At 72.7% G+C, this 16,911-nt stretch carries 10 protein-coding genes; 7 read left to right on the forward strand and 3 right to left on the reverse strand.

What is annotated here, in order from left to right:
• Positions 1–23 precede the first annotated feature (23 nt).
• From ABT009_RS20810 to ABT009_RS20820, 3 genes are all read right to left on the reverse strand, one after another.
• Complete coding sequence (locus ABT009_RS20810; protein ID WP_351296628.1) at positions 24–1,487, reverse strand: glutamate synthase subunit beta; 1,464 nt, start codon at positions 1,485–1,487, stop codon at positions 24–26.
• The gene (gene gltB / locus ABT009_RS20815; protein WP_351296631.1) at positions 1,480–6,075 is read right to left on the reverse strand and encodes a glutamate synthase large subunit; all 4,596 of its coding nucleotides are present in this window, start codon (positions 6,073–6,075) and stop codon (positions 1,480–1,482) included. The genes ABT009_RS20810 and gltB overlap by 8 nt, the downstream gene beginning before the upstream one ends.
• Before the next feature lie 304 nt (positions 6,076–6,379).
• Positions 6,380–7,111: a VIT1/CCC1 transporter family protein gene (locus tag ABT009_RS20820; protein WP_351296634.1), complete on the reverse strand. Its 732-nt coding sequence runs from the start codon at positions 7,109–7,111 to the stop codon at positions 6,380–6,382.
• A gap of 431 nt (positions 7,112–7,542) precedes the next feature.
• Here ABT009_RS20820 and ABT009_RS20825 point away from each other — a divergent pair, with 431 nt between their 5' ends.
• From ABT009_RS20825 to ABT009_RS20855, 7 genes are all read left to right on the forward strand, one after another.
• Positions 7,543–8,805: an ADP-ribosylglycohydrolase family protein gene (locus ABT009_RS20825; RefSeq protein ID WP_351296637.1), complete on the forward strand. Its 1,263-nt coding sequence runs from the start codon at positions 7,543–7,545 to the stop codon at positions 8,803–8,805.
• A gap of 635 nt (positions 8,806–9,440) precedes the next feature.
• Complete coding sequence (locus ABT009_RS20830; RefSeq protein ID WP_351296640.1) at positions 9,441–11,054, forward strand: ADP-ribosylglycohydrolase family protein; 1,614 nt, start codon at positions 9,441–9,443, stop codon at positions 11,052–11,054.
• 7 nt (positions 11,055–11,061) lie between these two features.
• The gene (locus ABT009_RS20835) at positions 11,062–12,240 is read left to right on the forward strand and encodes an ADP-ribosylglycohydrolase family protein (protein ID WP_351296643.1); all 1,179 of its coding nucleotides are present in this window, start codon (positions 11,062–11,064) and stop codon (positions 12,238–12,240) included.
• On the forward strand, positions 12,237–13,787 hold the full coding sequence (locus ABT009_RS20840; protein WP_351296646.1) for an ADP-ribosylglycohydrolase family protein: 1,551 nt from the start codon (positions 12,237–12,239) through the stop codon (positions 13,785–13,787). The genes ABT009_RS20835 and ABT009_RS20840 overlap by 4 nt, the downstream gene beginning before the upstream one ends.
• A complete protein-coding gene (gene rbsK / locus ABT009_RS20845) occupies positions 13,784–14,728 on the forward strand; it encodes a ribokinase (RefSeq protein WP_351296649.1) in 945 nt (314 codons plus the stop codon). Before ABT009_RS20840 ends, rbsK begins: the two co-directional genes overlap by 4 nt.
• Complete coding sequence (locus tag ABT009_RS20850; RefSeq protein WP_351296652.1) at positions 14,725–16,005, forward strand: CaiB/BaiF CoA transferase family protein; 1,281 nt, start codon at positions 14,725–14,727, stop codon at positions 16,003–16,005. The genes rbsK and ABT009_RS20850 overlap by 4 nt, the downstream gene beginning before the upstream one ends.
• Positions 16,006–16,046: 41 nt before the next feature.
• A complete protein-coding gene (locus tag ABT009_RS20855; protein ID WP_351297055.1) occupies positions 16,047–16,904 on the forward strand; it encodes an HpcH/HpaI aldolase/citrate lyase family protein in 858 nt (285 codons plus the stop codon).
• Positions 16,905–16,911 lie beyond the last annotated feature (7 nt).

A 16,911-nucleotide genomic window follows, 5' to 3' on the forward strand; every position in this document is an offset into this window, starting at 1 on the left:
CGGGACGTTTTGTTGACGGGCCGTCAGACCATCAGTGCGCGGTCCGTCGGACGGATCGGCGCCGGCAGGTCGCTCGCGCCCGTCAGGAAGCGGTCGACACCGCGGGCGGCCGAACGGCCCTCCGCGATCGCCCACACGATGAGGGACTGGCCGCGGCCCGCGTCACCGGCGACGAAGACGCCGGGGACGTTGGTCTGGAAGTCGGCGTCGCGGGCGACGTTGCCGCGCTCGTCGAGGCCCAGGCCGAGCTGCTCGACAAGCCCGTTCTCACGGTCGGTGCCAGTGAAGCCCATGGCCAGCGTGACCAGCTGAGCGGGGATCTTCCGCTCGGTGCCCGGCTTCTGGGTCAGCTTGCCGTCGACGAACTCGACCTCGATGAGGTGCAGCCACTGGACGTTGCCGTCCTCGTCGCCCTCGAAGTGGGTGGTGGAGACGGAGTAGACCCGCTCGCCGCCCTCCTCGTGCGCGGAGGTGACCTTGTACAGCATCGGGAAGGTCGGCCAGGGCTGGCTGACCTTGTTCCGCTCGTCGTTCGGGCGGGGCATGATCTCCAGCTGCGTCACCGAGGCCGCGCCCTGGCGGTGGGCGGTGCCCACGCAGTCCGCGCCGGTGTCGCCGCCGCCGATGACGACGACGTGCTTGCCCTCGGCGGAGATCGGAGGCGCCACGAAGTCGCCCTCCTGGACCTTGTTGGCCAGGGGCAGGTACTCCATCGCCTGGTAGACGCCCTTGAGCTCGCGGCCGGGGACCGGCAGGTCGCGGGCCGTGGTGGCACCGGCGGCGATGACGACCGCGTCGTAGCGCTTCTTCAGGTCCGTCGCCGTCAGGTCGCGGCCGATCTCGATGCCGGTGCGGAAGCGGGTGCCCTCCGCGCGCATCTGCTCGATGCGGCGGTTGATGTGGCGCTTCTCCATCTTGAACTCGGGGATGCCGTAGCGGAGCAGACCGCCGATGCGGTCCGCGCGCTCGTACACCGCGACCGTGTGGCCCGCCCGGGTCAGCTGCTGGGCGGCGGCCAGGCCCGCCGGGCCCGAGCCGATCACGGCGACGGTCTTGCCCGACAGGCGCTCGGGGGCCTGCGGCTCGACATCGCCGCTGTCCCACGCCTTGTCGATGATCGAGACCTCGACGTTCTTGATGGTGACGGCCGGCTGGTTGATGCCGAGCACACACGCCGACTCGCACGGAGCGGGGCACAGGCGGCCCGTGAACTCCGGGAAGTTGTTCGTGGCGTGCAGGCGCTCGGACGCGGCCCCCCAGTCCTCGCGGTACGCGTAGTCGTTCCACTCGGGGATCAGGTTCCCGAGCGGACACCCGTTGTGACAGAACGGGATACCGCAGTCCATGCAGCGCGACGCCTGCTTGGAGATGATCGGCAGCAGCGAGCCGGCGACGTAGACCTCGTTCCAGTCCTTGAGGCGCTCGTTCACCGGGCGGGACTTGGCGACCTCACGGCCGTGGTTCAGAAAGCCCTTGGGGTCAGCCATTGATCGCCGCCTCCATCATCTTCTCGGTGATCTCGGACTCGGAGAGCCCGGCTCGCTCGGCGGCGTCCTTGGCGGCGAGCACTGCCTTGTAGGTGCCGGGAATGATCTTGCTGAAGCGGTCCACGGCGGTGTCCCACTCGGCAAGGAGCTTCTCGGCGACGGTCGAGCCCGTCTCCTCCTGGTGGCGGCGCACCACGTCGTGCAGCCACTGCTTGTCGGCGTCGTCGAGGGCCTCGACGGCGCCCTGGTTGCCGGAGTTGACGTTGCTGCGGTCCAGGTCGATCACGTACGCGATACCGCCGGACATGCCCGCCGCGAAGTTGCGGCCGGTCTCGCCGAGGACCACCGCGCGGCCACCGGTCATGTACTCGCAGCCGTGGTCGCCCACACCCTCGGAGACGACGGTGGCGCCGGAGTTGCGGACGCAGAACCGCTCGCCGGTGCGGCCGCGCAGGAACAGCTCACCGCCGGTCGCGCCGTACGCGATGGTGTTGCCCGCGATCGTCGAGTACTCGGCGAGGTGGTCGGCGCCCCGGTCCGGGCGGACGATCACACGGCCGCCGGACAGGCCCTTGCCGACGTAGTCGTTGGCGTCGCCCTCCAGCCGCAGCGTCACACCGCGCGGCAGGAACGCACCGAACGACTGGCCCGCGGAGCCGGTGAAGGTGATGTCGATGGTGTCGTCGGGCAGGCCCGCGCCACCGAACTTCTTCGTCACCTCGTGGCCGAGCATGGTGCCGACCGTGCGGTTGATGTTGCGGATGGCGACCTGGGCGCGCACCGGCTGGGCGTCGTTCGCCGAGTCCACGGCGAGCGCGTCGGCGGCGAGCTTGATCAGCTCGTTGTCGAGCGCCTTCTCCAGGCCGTGGTCCTGCTCGATGAGCTGGTGGCGCACCGCGCCGTCGGGCAGCGCGGGCACGTGGAAGAGCGGGGCCAGGTCCAGGCCCTGCGCCTTCCAGTGGTCGACGGCGCGCGTGACGTCGAGCGCCTCGGCGTGGCCGACGGCCTCCTCGATGGAGCGGAAGCCCAGCTCCGCGAGGATCTCGCGGACCTCCTCGGCGATGAACTGGAAGAAGTTCACGACGTACTCGGCCTTGCCCGCGAACCGTTCCCGCAGGGTCGGGTTCTGCGTGGCGATACCGACCGGGCAGGTGTCCAGGTGGCAGACGCGCATCATGACGCAGCCGGAGACGACGAGCGGCGCGGTCGCGAAACCGAACTCCTCGGCGCCCAGCAGCGCGGCGATGACGACGTCGCGGCCGGTCTTCAGCTGGCCGTCGGTCTGCACGACGATGCGGTCGCGCAGGCCGTTGAGCAGCAGCGTCTGCTGGGTCTCGGCGAGGCCGAGCTCCCAGGGGCCGCCCGCGTGCTTCAGCGAGGTGAGCGGCGAGGCGCCCGTACCGCCGTCGTGGCCGGAGATCAGGACCACGTCCGCGTGCGCCTTGGAGACGCCCGCGGCGACCGTGCCGACACCGACCTCGGACACCAGCTTCACGTGGATGCGGGCGGCCGGGTTGGCGTTCTTGAGGTCGTGGATCAGCTGAGCCAGGTCCTCGATGGAGTAGATGTCGTGGTGCGGCGGCGGGGAGATCAGGCCCACGCCCGGCGTCGAGTGCCGGGTCTTGGCGACCCACGGGTAGACCTTGTGGCCGGGCAGCTGGCCGCCCTCACCGGGCTTGGCGCCCTGGGCCATCTTGATCTGGATGTCGTCGGCGTTGACCAGGTACTCGGAGGTCACACCGAAGCGGCCGGACGCGACCTGCTTGATCGCGGAGCGGCGCGCCGGGTCGTACAGACGGTCGGCGTCCTCGCCGCCCTCACCGGTGTTGGACTTGCCGCCCAGCTGGTTCATGGCGATGGCGAGGGTCTCGTGCGCCTCCTTGGAGATGGAGCCGTACGACATGGCGCCGGTGGAGAACCGCTTGACGATCTCCGAGACCGGCTCGACCTCCTCGACCGGGATCGAGGGGCGGTCGGACGTGAAGCCGAACAGGCCGCGCAGCGTCATCAGCCGCTCGGACTGCTCGTTCACGCGGTCCGTGTACTTCTTGAAGATGTCGTAGCGGCGCGTGCGCGTGGCGTGCTGCAGGCGGAAGACCGTCTCCGGGTCGAACAGGTGCGGCTCGCCCTCGCGGCGCCACTGGTACTCGCCGCCGATCTCCAGCGCGCGGTGCGCCGGGGCGATGCCGGAGGCCGGGTACCCCTTGGCGTGGCGGGCGGCGACCTCGTCGGCGATGACGTCGATGCCGACGCCGCCGATCTTGGTGGCGGTGCCGTTGAAGTACTTCTCGACGAAGGCGTCGTCGAGACCGACGGCCTCGAAGACCTGCGCGCCGCGGTAGGAGGCGACGGTCGAGATGCCCATCTTGGACATGACCTTCAGCACGCCCTTGCCCAGGGCGTAGATCAGGTTGCGGATGGCCTGCTCGGGCTCGACGCCGGGGAGGAACGTTCCCGCCCGGACGAGGTCCTCGACGGACTCCATCGCCAGGTACGGGTTGACGGCCGCGGCGCCGTAGCCGATCAGCAGCGCGACGTGGTGGACCTCGCGGACGTCGCCGGCCTCGACCAGCAGGCCCACCTGGGTGCGCTGCTTGGTGCGGATGAGGTGGTGGTGGACGGCCGCGGTGAGCAGCAGCGACGGGATCGGCGCGTGCTCGGCGTCCGAGTGGCGGTCCGACAGGACGATCAGGCGGGCGCCGTTGTCGATGGCGGCGTCGGCCTCGGCGCAGATCTCCTCGATCCGCGCGGCCAGCGCCTCACCGCCGCCGGAGACCCGGTACAGACCGGACAGGGTCGCGGCCTTCATGCCCGGCATGTCGCCGTCGGCGTTGATGTGGATGAGCTTGGCCAGCTCGTCGTTGTCGATCACCGGGAAGGGCAGGGTGACCGAGCGACAGGAGGCCGCGGTCGGCTCCAGCAGGTTGCTCGCGGGGCCGAGGGACGAAAGCAGCGAGGTGACGAGCTCCTCGCGGATGGCGTCCAGCGGCGGGTTGGTGACCTGCGCGAACAGCTGGGTGAAGTAGTCGAAGAGCAGCCGCGGGCGCTCGGACAGGGCCGCGATCGGGCTGTCCGTACCCATGGAGCCGATCGGCTCCGCGCCGGCCTTGGCCATCGGCGCGAGGATGACGCGCAGCTCCTCCTCGGTGTACCCGAAGGTCTGCTGGCGGCGGGTGACCGAGGCGTGGGTGTGCACGATGTGCTCGCGCTCGGGCAGGTCGGAGAGCTCGATCTCGCCGGCCTCCAGCCACTCCTGGTACGGCTGCTTGGCGGCGAGGGCGGCCTTGATCTCGTCGTCCTCGATGATGCGGTGCTCGGCGGTGTCGACGAGGAACATCTTGCCGGGCTGCAGACGGCCCTTGCGGACGACCTTGGACGGGTCGATGTCGAGGACGCCGACCTCGGAGCCGAGGACGACGAGGCCCTCGTCGGTGACCCAGTAGCGGCCCGGGCGCAGACCGTTGCGGTCGAGGACCGCGCCGACCTGGGTGCCGTCGGTGAAGGTGACGCAGGCCGGGCCGTCCCAGGGCTCCATCAGCGTGGAGTGGTACTGGTAGAAGGCGCGGCGGGCCGGGTCCATCGAGTCGTGGTTCTCCCACGCCTCGGGGATCATCATCAGCACGCTGTGCGGCAGTGACCGGCCGCCGAGGTGCAGCAGCTCCAGGACCTCGTCGAAGGACGCGGAGTCGGAGGCGTCGGGCGTACAGATCGGGAAGATCCGCTCGAGGTCCTTGTCGCCGAACAGGTCGGAGACCAGCTGCGACTCGCGGGCCTCCATCCAGTTGCGGTTGCCCTTGACCGTGTTGATCTCGCCGTTGTGCGCGACGAAGCGGTACGGGTGGGCGAGCGGCCAGCTCGGGAAGGTGTTCGTCGAGAACCGGGAGTGCACGAGCGCGACCGCGGAGGCGAAGCGGCGGTCGGACAGGTCCGGGAAGAAGGGCTCCAGCTGGCCGGTGGTCAGCATGCCCTTGTAGACGATGGTGCGGGCCGAGAGCGACGGGAAGTACACACCGGTCTCGCGCTCGGCGCGCTTGCGCAGCACGAAGGCCTTGCGGTCGAGCGCGATGCCCTCCGAGGCGCCGTCGGTGACGAAGATCTGCCGGAAGGCCGGCATCGTCGAACGGGCGGTGGCACCGAGCAGCTCGGGGGCGACCGGGACCTCGCGCCAGCCCAGGACCGTCAGGCCCTCCTCGGCGGCGATGGCCTCGATCTGCGCGACCGCGCCGGCGTTGTCCTCGAGCGGCAGGAATGCGATACCGGCCGCGTACGAGCTCGCGGCGGGCAGCTCGAAGTCCACGACCTCGCGGAAGAAAGCGTCCGGGACCTGCGACAGGATTCCGGCACCGTCGCCGGAGTCGGGCTCGGAGCCGGTGGCGCCGCGGTGCTCCAGGTTCCGCAGAACCGTGAGCGCCTGCTCGACCAGCGTGTGGCTCGCCTCACCGGTGAGGGTCGCCACGAAGCCGACGCCGCAGGCGTCATGCTCATTGCGCGGGTCGTACATACCCTGCGCAGCAGGGCGTGCATCCATGTGCGACCAGGCGGACCTGTCGGTCGCGGAATGCAGGGACGGCTGGCGCGGCGTACGCATCGGCTCTCCCGTCGTCGTCGTGGCATATAGCAGGTGCCGAGGGACGACGCTGGCCCTCTGCAAAATTTCACGCAGGTTACATGATGGAACGACTATCGGAAACGGGATAGCTCGTTCCAGCATGCGGACATCGCTGGCTGGCGATGGAGAGGGGACTATTACGGATCCAATACGGACAAGATCCGCGACGTCGGCCCAAGGCAGGCGGGCGTCCTTGCCCGCAAGTGCTTACGGCTCATGCCCAGCGGTTATGGGGCTGAAACCATGGGGTAACGACTACTTATGCAGTCCCCTGTATAGCCCCTCATCCTAGGGCTGTACCAAACAGATTACCCAGGACGTACGTCACACCTGCGGCGGCGCCGCCCAGGGCCAGCTGCCGCAGCCCGCTGAACCACCAGGACCGGGCAGTGACCTTCGCCACGACGGCCCCGCAGAGGAAGAGCCCGAGCAACGCGAGCACCAGCGCGGGCCACAGGGCGGTGGCCCCGAGCAGATATGGCAGCACCGGCAGCAGGGCGCCCAGCGCGAAGGACCCGAAGGACGAGACGGCGGCGACGGTGGGCGAGGGCAGGTCGCCGGGGTCGATGCCGAGCTCCTCGCGTGCGTGTATCTCCAGGGCCTGCTCGGGGTCCTTCGACAGCTGTCTGGCGACCTCGCGGGCGAGTCCGGGCTCGACGCCGCGCGACACGTAGAGCGCGGCGAGCTCCTTCTCCTCGTCCTTCGGGTGCTTCCTGAGCTCCCGGCGCTCGACGGCGAGCTCCGCCTCGACGAGCTCACGCTGCGAGGCGACGGAGGTGTACTCGCCCGCGGCCATCGAGAAGGCTCCGGCGGCGAGGCCGGCGAGGCCCGTGAGGACGATGGTCCCGTGCGCCACGGATCCTCCGGCGACACCGGTGATCAGGGCCAGATTGGACACGAGGCCGTCCATCGCGCCGAAGACGGCGGGGCGCAGCCAGCCACCGTTGACGTCACGGTGGGTGTGGTTGTCGCGGTGCGCCTCGTGCAGTGCCGCTTCGGTGTCGATGATGGACATGCCGGTCGTGCCCCCTCTTTCACGCCTGAACCGGCGCCGCTCTCGCGGAGCTGATCGGCGTCGTGGTTCCTCAATCGATGGTTGCGGTGATCGACCCTTCAGGTCTTCAAGCCCTCAACACCGTCGAAAGTACGCGCGGAAAATGGTCCCCGCTAGCAAGGAAGGCCGTACTTACCTGCGCTTTTGCGGTAGTTGCGGGGCTGGGCGAGGGCCCGCACAGGACCCCTGACGCTCATCGGTACGAGCTCGCGCACAGATGTCGAAGGGGTGACGCTGGGGCTCCGGGGCTCCTGCCCGCCGCCCGGCGTGGCAGAGATCCAGGAAAGGGCCGGCGGGCAGCGTCGCGTGCCGGCCCGGCCGGTCCGTCCTGGAGGGACCGGCGCGCAGGACGGAACTGCGCCCGCAGACCGCAGACCCGCAGAGAGGCCCGCATGGCGTCCATTGCCCGTATTCCTTCGGTCCCGGCACCGGGTGGAGCGGCAGAGCTCCGTGAGCGGGGGCGGGGTGCGCTGCTCGGCCTCGCCGTCGGCGACGCGCTGGGCGCGCCCGCGGAGAACATGAAGCCGTCCCAGATCCGCCGCCGCTGGGGCCGTATCACGGGATACGTCGCCGAGCGTCCGTCGGGCACGGACGACACCGAGTACGCGATCTTCTCGGGGCTGCTCCTCGCCCGGTACGGCTCCGGGCTCACCGTGGCGCACGTGGAGGCGGCCTGGCACCAGTGGATCGCCGACCGGGACGAGGGCCCCTTCAAGGGGGCCGGCTTCAGTGAGCGGGGCACGCTGGAGAACCTGCGGCGCGGGCTTGCGGCCCCCATCTCCGCGCAGCACCGGCACGCGTGGAGCGACGGCCTCGCGATGCGCGCCGCGCCGTTCGGCGTGTTCGCCGCGGGCCGCCCCGCCGAGGCGGCCCGGCTCGTCGCGATCGACGGCTCGGTCAGCCATGACGGGGAGGGCATCTACGGCGGTCAGGCGGTGGCCGCGGGCGTCGCGGCGGCGATGGCCGGGGCACCCACGGTGGCGGTGGTGGCCTCCGCGCTCTCCGTCGTGCCCGACGACTCCTGGACGGCGCGCTCCCTGCGCCGCGCGGTGGCCGTCGCGCACCGCGGCGAGCGGGCGGTCCGCCGGGCCGTCGTCATCGGCGGCTACCCGTGGACCGATCTTGCGCCCGAGGCCGTGGCCCTCGCCTTCGGCGCGTATGCGGCGGCCGACGGCGCGTTCGTCCAGGCGGTACTGACCGCGGTCAACATGGGGCGCGACGCCGACACCACGGCGGCCGTCGCGGGCGCCCTGGCCGGCGCCACGTGCGGCATCTCGGCGATCCCCGCGGACTGGGCGACCGCCATCGGCCCGGCCAGGGGGACGTGCCTGCCGTCGATGAAGGGCCACCACGTCCTGGAGGTCGCGGACCTGCTGACACCGGAGGAACGCGCGGCGGGGCGGTCGGGAGCCTGGTCGGGGGCCGGGGCGGGGCGGTGGCTGAGTGCGGGCGTTCGGCCGGGGCCGCGGTCGGGATCGGCGTCGGGGGCGGGGTCGGGATCGGCGTCGGGGGCGGGGGCGGGGTCGGGATCGGGTGATCCCGACCGCCCGTCTGATCCCCACCGTCCCCCTGATCCGCAGTGCGATCCCGGCAGGCCGGTTGTGAACGGCAGCCCGGTGGACATGGCCGATCCCGACGAGGGGGCGGCTCCGTGACCGACATGGACGTACCGACCGGCCCCAGAGGCCGCAACCACCCACCTGAGGGCGACACCCGCCACGCAGGCCCGACACCGGCGACGCCGGAAGCCGACGGCTACGTACCCGATGGCGAGGCCGCGTCCCCCGGCCGCCCGGCGGGCCCACGCCGGGCCCCGGCCGAAGAGACACCGCGGGCGGGACGCACGCCGACAACGCCGGAAGCCGACGGCTACGTGCCTGGTGGCGAGGCCGCTCCCGGCCGCCCCGGCAGCCCACGCCCGGCCCCGGCCGACCAGACACCTCGAGCGGGACGCACGCCGACAACGCCGGAAGCCGACGGCTACCTGCCCGACAGCGAGGCCGCTCCCGGCCGCCCCGGCAGCCCACGCCCGGCCCCGGCCGACCAGACACCTCGGACCGGACGCACGCCGACGACGCCGGAAGCCGACGGCTACGTACCCGATGGCGAGGCCCCTCCCCGCCGCCCCGCAAGCCCACGCCAGACCCCAACCGACCAGGCACCTCGCGCGGAACGTGCACCGGCAACGCGGGCCGCGGACGGTCGTGGGCGGAGGCGTAAGGGGCCCGGCCGCACCCCGCACGGACGCACACCGGCGGCCTACGACGATGCGAGCGCCACAGCCAGATACGTGCTGGCAGCTGACGGCTACGTGCCTCCGGCGGATGAGTACGCACTCGCCACGACCCCGGACACACCGGACGTCCCCGCGCCCGACACCACCCCCGCCACGCCCGACACCACCCCCGCCGGACCGGGAGCCCCCGGCACGGCGGACGGCGGCCCCACCGCGGCCGTCCGAGCGCGCGAGCGCGAGGAGCGACCCCGTGGCGGTGATGGCGCGTCCGGCGCTCAGCTGCTCGAGCGCGCCGACAGCTTCCCCACCGGCATCGCCCCGGACACGGGCCTCACCCGCGACACCGGCAGCGCCGGCAGCGCCCCCTCCACGCGCACCCGAACCCGCGAGAGGCGACTCCGTGGCGGTGGCGGCGCAACGGGCACTGCTCCGAGGAATGCCCCCGCCCCGGCCCGGGGTCTCGGAGCGGGCCGCGGCCCAGGGAGCGGCGCCGGAGATTCCGGGCCGGCCGCCGACACGGGCGCCGCCCAGGAAGCCGGCGGCGCCCGCCGCCCCGCCCGCCGTATCGAAGGCCTCCTGCTCGGGCTCGCCGCAGGTGACGCCGCCGGGTGGCCGGCCGCCCGGCACCGGGCCGCCCGGATGCCCGAATGGACGCGGCGGCTGACGCGGGAGCTGGACACGTTCGCCGAGGAGAACGCGACCACCACGCTGCCCGTGCCCATCGCGCTCAACCAGCCCCCGGAGCCCCTCCGCCTCGGCCCCTCCGACGACGCGGAGTGGGCAGCGTTCACCGCCGGGGCCCTGCTGTGCGCCGCCGACAGCAGCGCCCTCGGCGACCTCGGCCGGGGACGCCGGATGCGCGCCGCCATCGACCTGTCCTGGAACGCCCTCGCCGGCGAGGTCGCCGCGGCCGCCGACCGCGCCCCCGAGGTCGAGTCGGCCGTGCTCCAGCTGCGCGCCCGCATCTCCGTACGGGCCGGCCTCGGCAACCTCGCCACCGGCCTGCGCCCGCCCGCCACGGGCCACGACAACCCGCACTACTTCGACGACGCGGCCTGCGTACGCGCCTGCGTGCTCGCGATCGCGCACCCCGGCGACCCCGAGGAGGCCGCGGACCTCGCCGAGTTCGACGCCCGCTACACGCAGGACGGCGACGGCGTGCACGGCGCCCGCGCCATGGCCGCCGCGGTCGCCGCCGCACTCGGCGGCGCGGACGTCGACACCTGCGTGGCCGCGGCGCTCGCCCAGCTGCCCGAGCCCACGGAGGTCGGCCGCAACGCGCGCCACGCCCTGAAGCTCGCCCGCGCCGCCGACAGCGCCTTCGGCCTGGTACCGCTCCTCGAGCACCAGATCGTCGACCACGTCTACAGCTACGGAATCGCGGCCGCCGAAACCGTCCCCGTCGCCCTCGCACTAGTGGCCGCCGCCCGCGGCCGGCTGCAGGAGGCCGTACCCGCGGCCGCGTGCCTGTCGCGCGTCGCCGACTCGGCCCCCGCCCTCGCCGGCGCCCTGGCCGGCGCGCTCGGCGGGGGCGACGCCGTGCCCGCCGCCTGGCGCGACGCCTGCCGCACCCTCCCCGGCTGCGCCCTTCCCCGCCTCACCGGCACGGATCTCGTGGAACTCGCCGAACACCTCGCACACACGGAATTGACCACCACAGAGGGATGATTCACATATGCGGGACATTAACGACGTAACCGACGGCGTTACCGATGACCTGACCCTGGAGGAACGGATCTCCGGCTGCCTCGTCGGCGCCGCCGTCGGCGACGCGCTCGGCGGCCCCGTCGAGGGCTACTCCCCCGAGCAGATCGTGGAGCGCCACGGCGGCCGCGTGCACGGCGTCGTCGGCCCCTGGCACGGCGACGACTGGCGCACCGCCCGCCCCATCGCCCCGTACCACAAGGGCGACGGGCACGTCACCGACGACACCCTGATGACGCACGCGCTGGTACGCGTCTACGCCACCGTCCGCGACCACCTCGACGCCTACGCCGTGGCCGAGCACCTCGTCCCCGAACTGATCAGCCGCCCGGTGTGGATCCCGGAACTCCAGGCCGAGGCGCTCCCTCTCCAGCGGATCTTCCTCGCCGAGAAGTGGCTGGTGGCGCGGCTCCACTACGGCCATGTGGATCCCCGCGAGGCGGGCAGCGGCAACATCGTCAACTGCGGTGCGGCGATGTACATGGCCCCGGTCGGCCTGGTCAACGCGGCCGATCCGCGGGGCGCGTACGGGGAGGCGATCGACGTCGCCGGCGCGCACCAGTCGTCGTACGGGCGGGAGGCCGCGGGTGTCTTCGCGGCCGCCGTGGCCGCGGCATGCCGGCCCGGCGCGACGCCCGCGTCGGTCGTCGACGCCTGCCTGGCCCTCGCGAAGGACGGCACGCGCGCCGCGATCGAGGCCGTCTGCGAAGTCGCCTCCCACCACACGGAGTTCGAGTCCGCCCTGGCGCCGCTGCGCGCGGCGGTCGAGCCGTACGACACGGTGGGCCCCGACTACCGCGCACCCTCGCTCGGCGCTCGCCGCCCCTCCCGGCTGCACGCCATCGAGGAACTGCCCATCGCGCTCGGCATGCTGGTCGTGGCCGCCGGCGACTACCGCCACGCCGTTCTCGGCTCGGTCAACTACGGCCGGGACTGCGACTCGATCGCCACGATGGCGGGCGCACTCGCGGGCGCGCTGGGCTCCGACGTACCGGACGAATGGGCGAAGGCGGTGGCCGACGCCAGCCGCCTGGATCTGCACACACCGGCACGGACACTCGCGGAGGTGACCCGCGAGGTCTTCACCCGCGACGTACGCCGCCGCCGCGCCCACGAGGCCGCGTTCGCGGAGATGGCGGGCCTGCGATGACGGGCCCGCCCCAACACCCGGGCAGTACGCCGACCGGCCCGGCGCTCCGCCTCACCTGGGTCCAGCCCGAGGACCTGCTCGGCCACGAGCTACGGCAGGCGGCGGAGGACGGCCGCGACGCGACGGCCATCGCCGCACGCTGGCGATCGGCGGGCGGCCCGGAGGCCCCGTCCCGGGCGGGCGCGTCCCCGACTCCGAAGACTCCGGAACTGCGCACCCTGGCGGAGCACCTCCTCACGGAACTGGCAGCTCTCCCGACGCCGTTGGCGGAAGCAGAGCCAACGGACCTCGCCGACATCAGGACGATGTGCCCGGAGTGGCCGCGGCTCGCCGACGCCGCTGTGGGCAGTGGGCACAGCGGACCTCAGCCCCTCACATGGGGGCCTGGGGGCACACCCCCAGTTCCGGGAAGGGGCGGGCTTGGGGAAGAAACCACTCCCTTGCTCCCCCGCCTGGAAGCCGCCTGGCTGGGCAGAGCCACCGGCTGCCTCCTCGGCAAGCCGGTGGAGAAACTCCCCCTGAATGGCATCCGCGCCCTCGCCCGAGCAACGGGCAACTGGCCCCTCAACACCTGGTTCACCGCCCAGGGCGTCCCCGACGCCCTGACCCGCGCACACCCCTGGAACCGCCGCTCCGCCACCACATCCCTCGCCGAGAACATCGACGGCATGCCGGAGGACGACGACCTCAACTACCCGCTGCTGAACCTCCTGTTGCTCCAGCGGTACGGCCCCGACTTCACCACCACGGACGTGGCCCGGCTCTGGCTCGACGAACTCCCCGCCGGCCGCACGTTCACCGCCGAACGCATCGCGTACCGCAACCTCCTCGACGGCATCGAGCCACCGCATACGGCCCGCCACCGCAACCCGTTCCGGGAGTGGATCGGCGCCCTCATCCGCGCCGACGTGCACGGCTGGACGCACCCGGGCGACCCGGGCACCGCGGCCGCGCAGGCGCACCGCGACGCGGTGCTCACGCACACCGCGAACGGCGCCTACGGCGCGATGTTCGCCGCCGCCGCGATCGCCGAGGCGGCGGGTGGGCGAAGCGACGTCCACGGGTGCCTGCGCACCGGGCTCGCCGTCGTACCACCGGACTCCCGCCTGGCCCGCGCCGTACGCCACGGCATCCAACTCGCTGAATCCGAGGGCGACTTCGACACGGTGGTCGACAAGCTGCACGCCGCGTACGGCACGTACCACTGGGTGCACGTCATCCCCAACGCCGCCCTGCTCGCCGCCGCGCTCACCCACGCCGACGGCGACTTCACCGGCTCCATCTGCCGTGCGGTGTCGGGCGGCTGGGACACCGACTCGAACGGCGCGACCGCCGGTTCGCTCGCAGGGCTGCTCGCGGGCCGTCCGGACGCGCTGCCCGAGCGCTGGACCGCCCCGCTCAAGAACCGCCTCGCCACGTCCGTCGCCGGCTTCGACGGCATCGGCTTCGACACCCTCGCGCAGCTGACCCATGCCCAGCTCACCCAGTCACAGCACGCCCAACTGACCCACGCCCGCGTCACCTACCGGGAGGCACGTCACCCATGACCCAGATCGTCGTGTTCGGCAGCGCGAACATGGACCTCGTCGCGTACGTCGCGAAGGCCCCGCAGCGCGGAGAGACCGTCACGGGACGCGAGTTCCGTACGCTCCCCGGCGGCAAGGGTGCCAACCAGGCCGTGGCCGCGGCCCGCGCAGGCGGCACGGTGTCGATGATCGGCGCGGTGGGCGCCGACGCCCACGGCACCCAGCTGCGGGCCACGCTCGAACACTCGGGCGTGGACACCGACCTGCTGCGCACCGCGGAGGGCCCGTCCGGAACCGCGCACATCGTCGTGGACGACGAGGGAGGCAACGCCATCGTCGTCATCCCCGGCGCCAACGGCACCGTCACGTCCCTCGCCCCCGGCGACGAGGCCGTCCTGGCCCTCGCCGACATGCTGCTGCTGCAACTGGAGATCCCCTTGGAGGGCGTGCTGGCCGCGGCCGAGGCCGCGCGCCGGCACGGTGTACGCACTGTCCTCACCCCGTCGCCCGTCCAGCCCCTGCCGGCCGGGCTCCTCGCCGCCACCGACCTCCTCGTCCCGAACGAGCACGAGGCCGCCGCCCTCACCGGCGTCACCGACCCGTACGAGGCGGCGGACGCCCTGCTGGAACAGGTGCCGGAGGTCGTGGTCACGCTGGGTTCGTCGGGATGTCTCTACGCCGCCCGGGGTGCCGAGAAGATCACCGTCCCGGCTCCGCACGTGACGGCCGTGGACTCGACGGGCGCGGGCGACGAGTTCGTCGGCTCCCTGGCCGTGGCACTGGGCGAGGGCAGGCCGATGGCCGAGGCCCTGGCCTGGGCGTCGTCCGCGGCCGCGCTCTCGGTGCAGCGGCCCGGAGCGTCGGCCGCCATGCCCTGCCGCGGCGAGATCGACGAACTCGCCCTGCACGAGGAGCAGGAGCAGCATGAACAGCAGGACAAGCAGGGCGAGCACCTCTCATGAACACCGCATCGAACCCCGCATCGAACCCCGCACCAGAGCAGCCCGCGGCCGGGCCACCCTGGACACAGCAACCTGCCGCCCCGGCCCAGCAACCGCCACCTCTCACCGGCCTCCGCGTACTCGACATCGCGACCCTCTTCGCCGGGCCGCTGGCCGCCACCCTGCTCGGCGACTTCGGCGCCGAGGTGATCAAGGTCGAGCATCCCCGCAGACCCGATCCGTCCCGCGGCCACGGCCCGTCGAAGGACGGCATCGGCCTGTGGTGGAAGCTGCTCGGCCGCAACAAGCGCACGATGACCGCCGACCTGTCCACGGCGGGCGGCCGCGCGACGCTCCTGCGCCTGGCCGCCACCGCGGACGTCGTCGTCGAGAACTTCCGTCCGGGCACCCTGGAGCGCTGGGGCCTGGGCTGGGAGGAACTGTCCGCGGTCAACCCACGGCTGGTCCTGGCGCGCGTCACGGGCTTCGGTCAGTTCGGGCCGTACGCGCACCAGCCGTGCTTCGGCACCCTCGCGGAGGCCCTCAGCGGCTTCGCCGCGGTGACCGGTGACCCGGACGGCCCGCCGACACTGCCCCCCTTCGGCCTCGCCGACTCGATCGCGGGCATCACCACGGCGTACGCGGTGATGACGGCGCTCCACGCCCGCGACCGCACCGGCCGCGGCCAGATCGTCGACATGGCGATCATCGAACCGATCCTGACCGTGGTCGGCCCGCAGCCGCTCTGGTACGACCAGCTGGGCCACGTCCAGCCGCGGACCGGCAACCGGTCGGCGAACAACGCACCCCGCAACACGTACCGCACGTCCGACGGGCACTGGGTCGCCGTCTCCACCTCGGCGCAGTCCATCGCGGAGCGCGTGATGCATCTGGTGGGGCGGCCCGAGCTGATCTCCGAGCCCTGGTTCGCGACGGGCGCGGACCGGGCCCGCCACGCCGACGTGCTCGACGACGCGGTCGGCACGTGGATCGCCCGGCGCACCCGCGACGAGGTGCTCGAGGCCTTCGCCAAAGCGGAGGCGGCGGTCGCTCCCGTCCAGGACGTACGCGACATCATGGGCGACCCGCAGTACGCGGCCCGCGACGCGCTCACGACCGTCGACGACCCCGAACTCGGCCCGCTGCGCATGCAGAACGTCCTCTTCCGCCTCACCGAGACCCCCGGCGCCATCCGCTGGGCCGGCCGTCCGCACGGCGCGGACACGGACGCCCTCCTGACGGAACTGGGCCTGACGGAACAGGAGATCGCGACCCTGCGGTCGGAGGGTGCCGTATGAACCGCATGAACGACATGCACGGCTGGCACGGCGGCAGCGATATGCGCGGCACCGTCGGCCGGCCCGCCGCGCCACCCCCGCTGACCTGGCTGTATGCGCCCGGAGACCGGCCCGAGGTGGCAGCCAAGGCCCTCGCCTCCGGCGCCGACATCGTCGTGATCGACTTGGAGGACGCGGTAGCCGCGCACCGCAAGGAGTACGCGCGCGCTGCCACCGCCGAGCTGCTCTCCGAGAGGCCCCCCGTCCCGGTCCATGTCCGGATCAACGCGCTGGACAGCCCGCTCGCCGAGGCCGACATCCGAGCCGTCGCCGCCCTCCCCGGCCTCTCCGGGCTGCGGCTGCCGAAGGTCACATCCCCGGACGACGTCGTTCGTATCGCGGAACTCGCGGCGCCCGCCGAGGGCGGCGCCCTTCCGCTCTACGCCCTCCTGGAATCCGCCCTCGGCGTGGAGCGCGCCTTCGCCGTGGCGAGCGCCCATCCGGCGCTACGCGGCATCGCGCTCGGCGAGGCCGACCTCCGCGCGGACCTGGGGGTAATGCACGACGCCGGGCTCGACTGGGCGCGCGGCCGCATCGTGCTGGCGGCGCGCGCCGCGGGGCTCGCGCCGCCCGCCCAGTCCATGTACCCGGACGTACGCGACCTCGAGGGACTCATGGCCTCCTGCGCCCACGGCCGCGCCCTGGGGTTCCTCGGCCGTATGGCGATCCACCCGCGCCAGCTGCCGGTGATCAAGCGGGCCTACCTCCCGTCCCCGGCGGAGATCGCGTCCGCGGAGGAGATCCTCAAGAGCGCCACGTCGGACTCCGGGGCACTCGCCCTCCCGGACGGCCGCTTCGTCGACCCGGCGATCGTGGCCTGCGCCGAGCGCACGCTGGCGCTGGCGCAACGCGCGGACTGAGTGTCCG

The sequence above is a fragment of the Streptomyces sp. NPDC002896 genome, from assembly GCF_040295225.1.
In the GTDB taxonomy this organism is placed as follows: domain Bacteria; phylum Actinomycetota; class Actinomycetes; order Streptomycetales; family Streptomycetaceae; genus Streptomyces.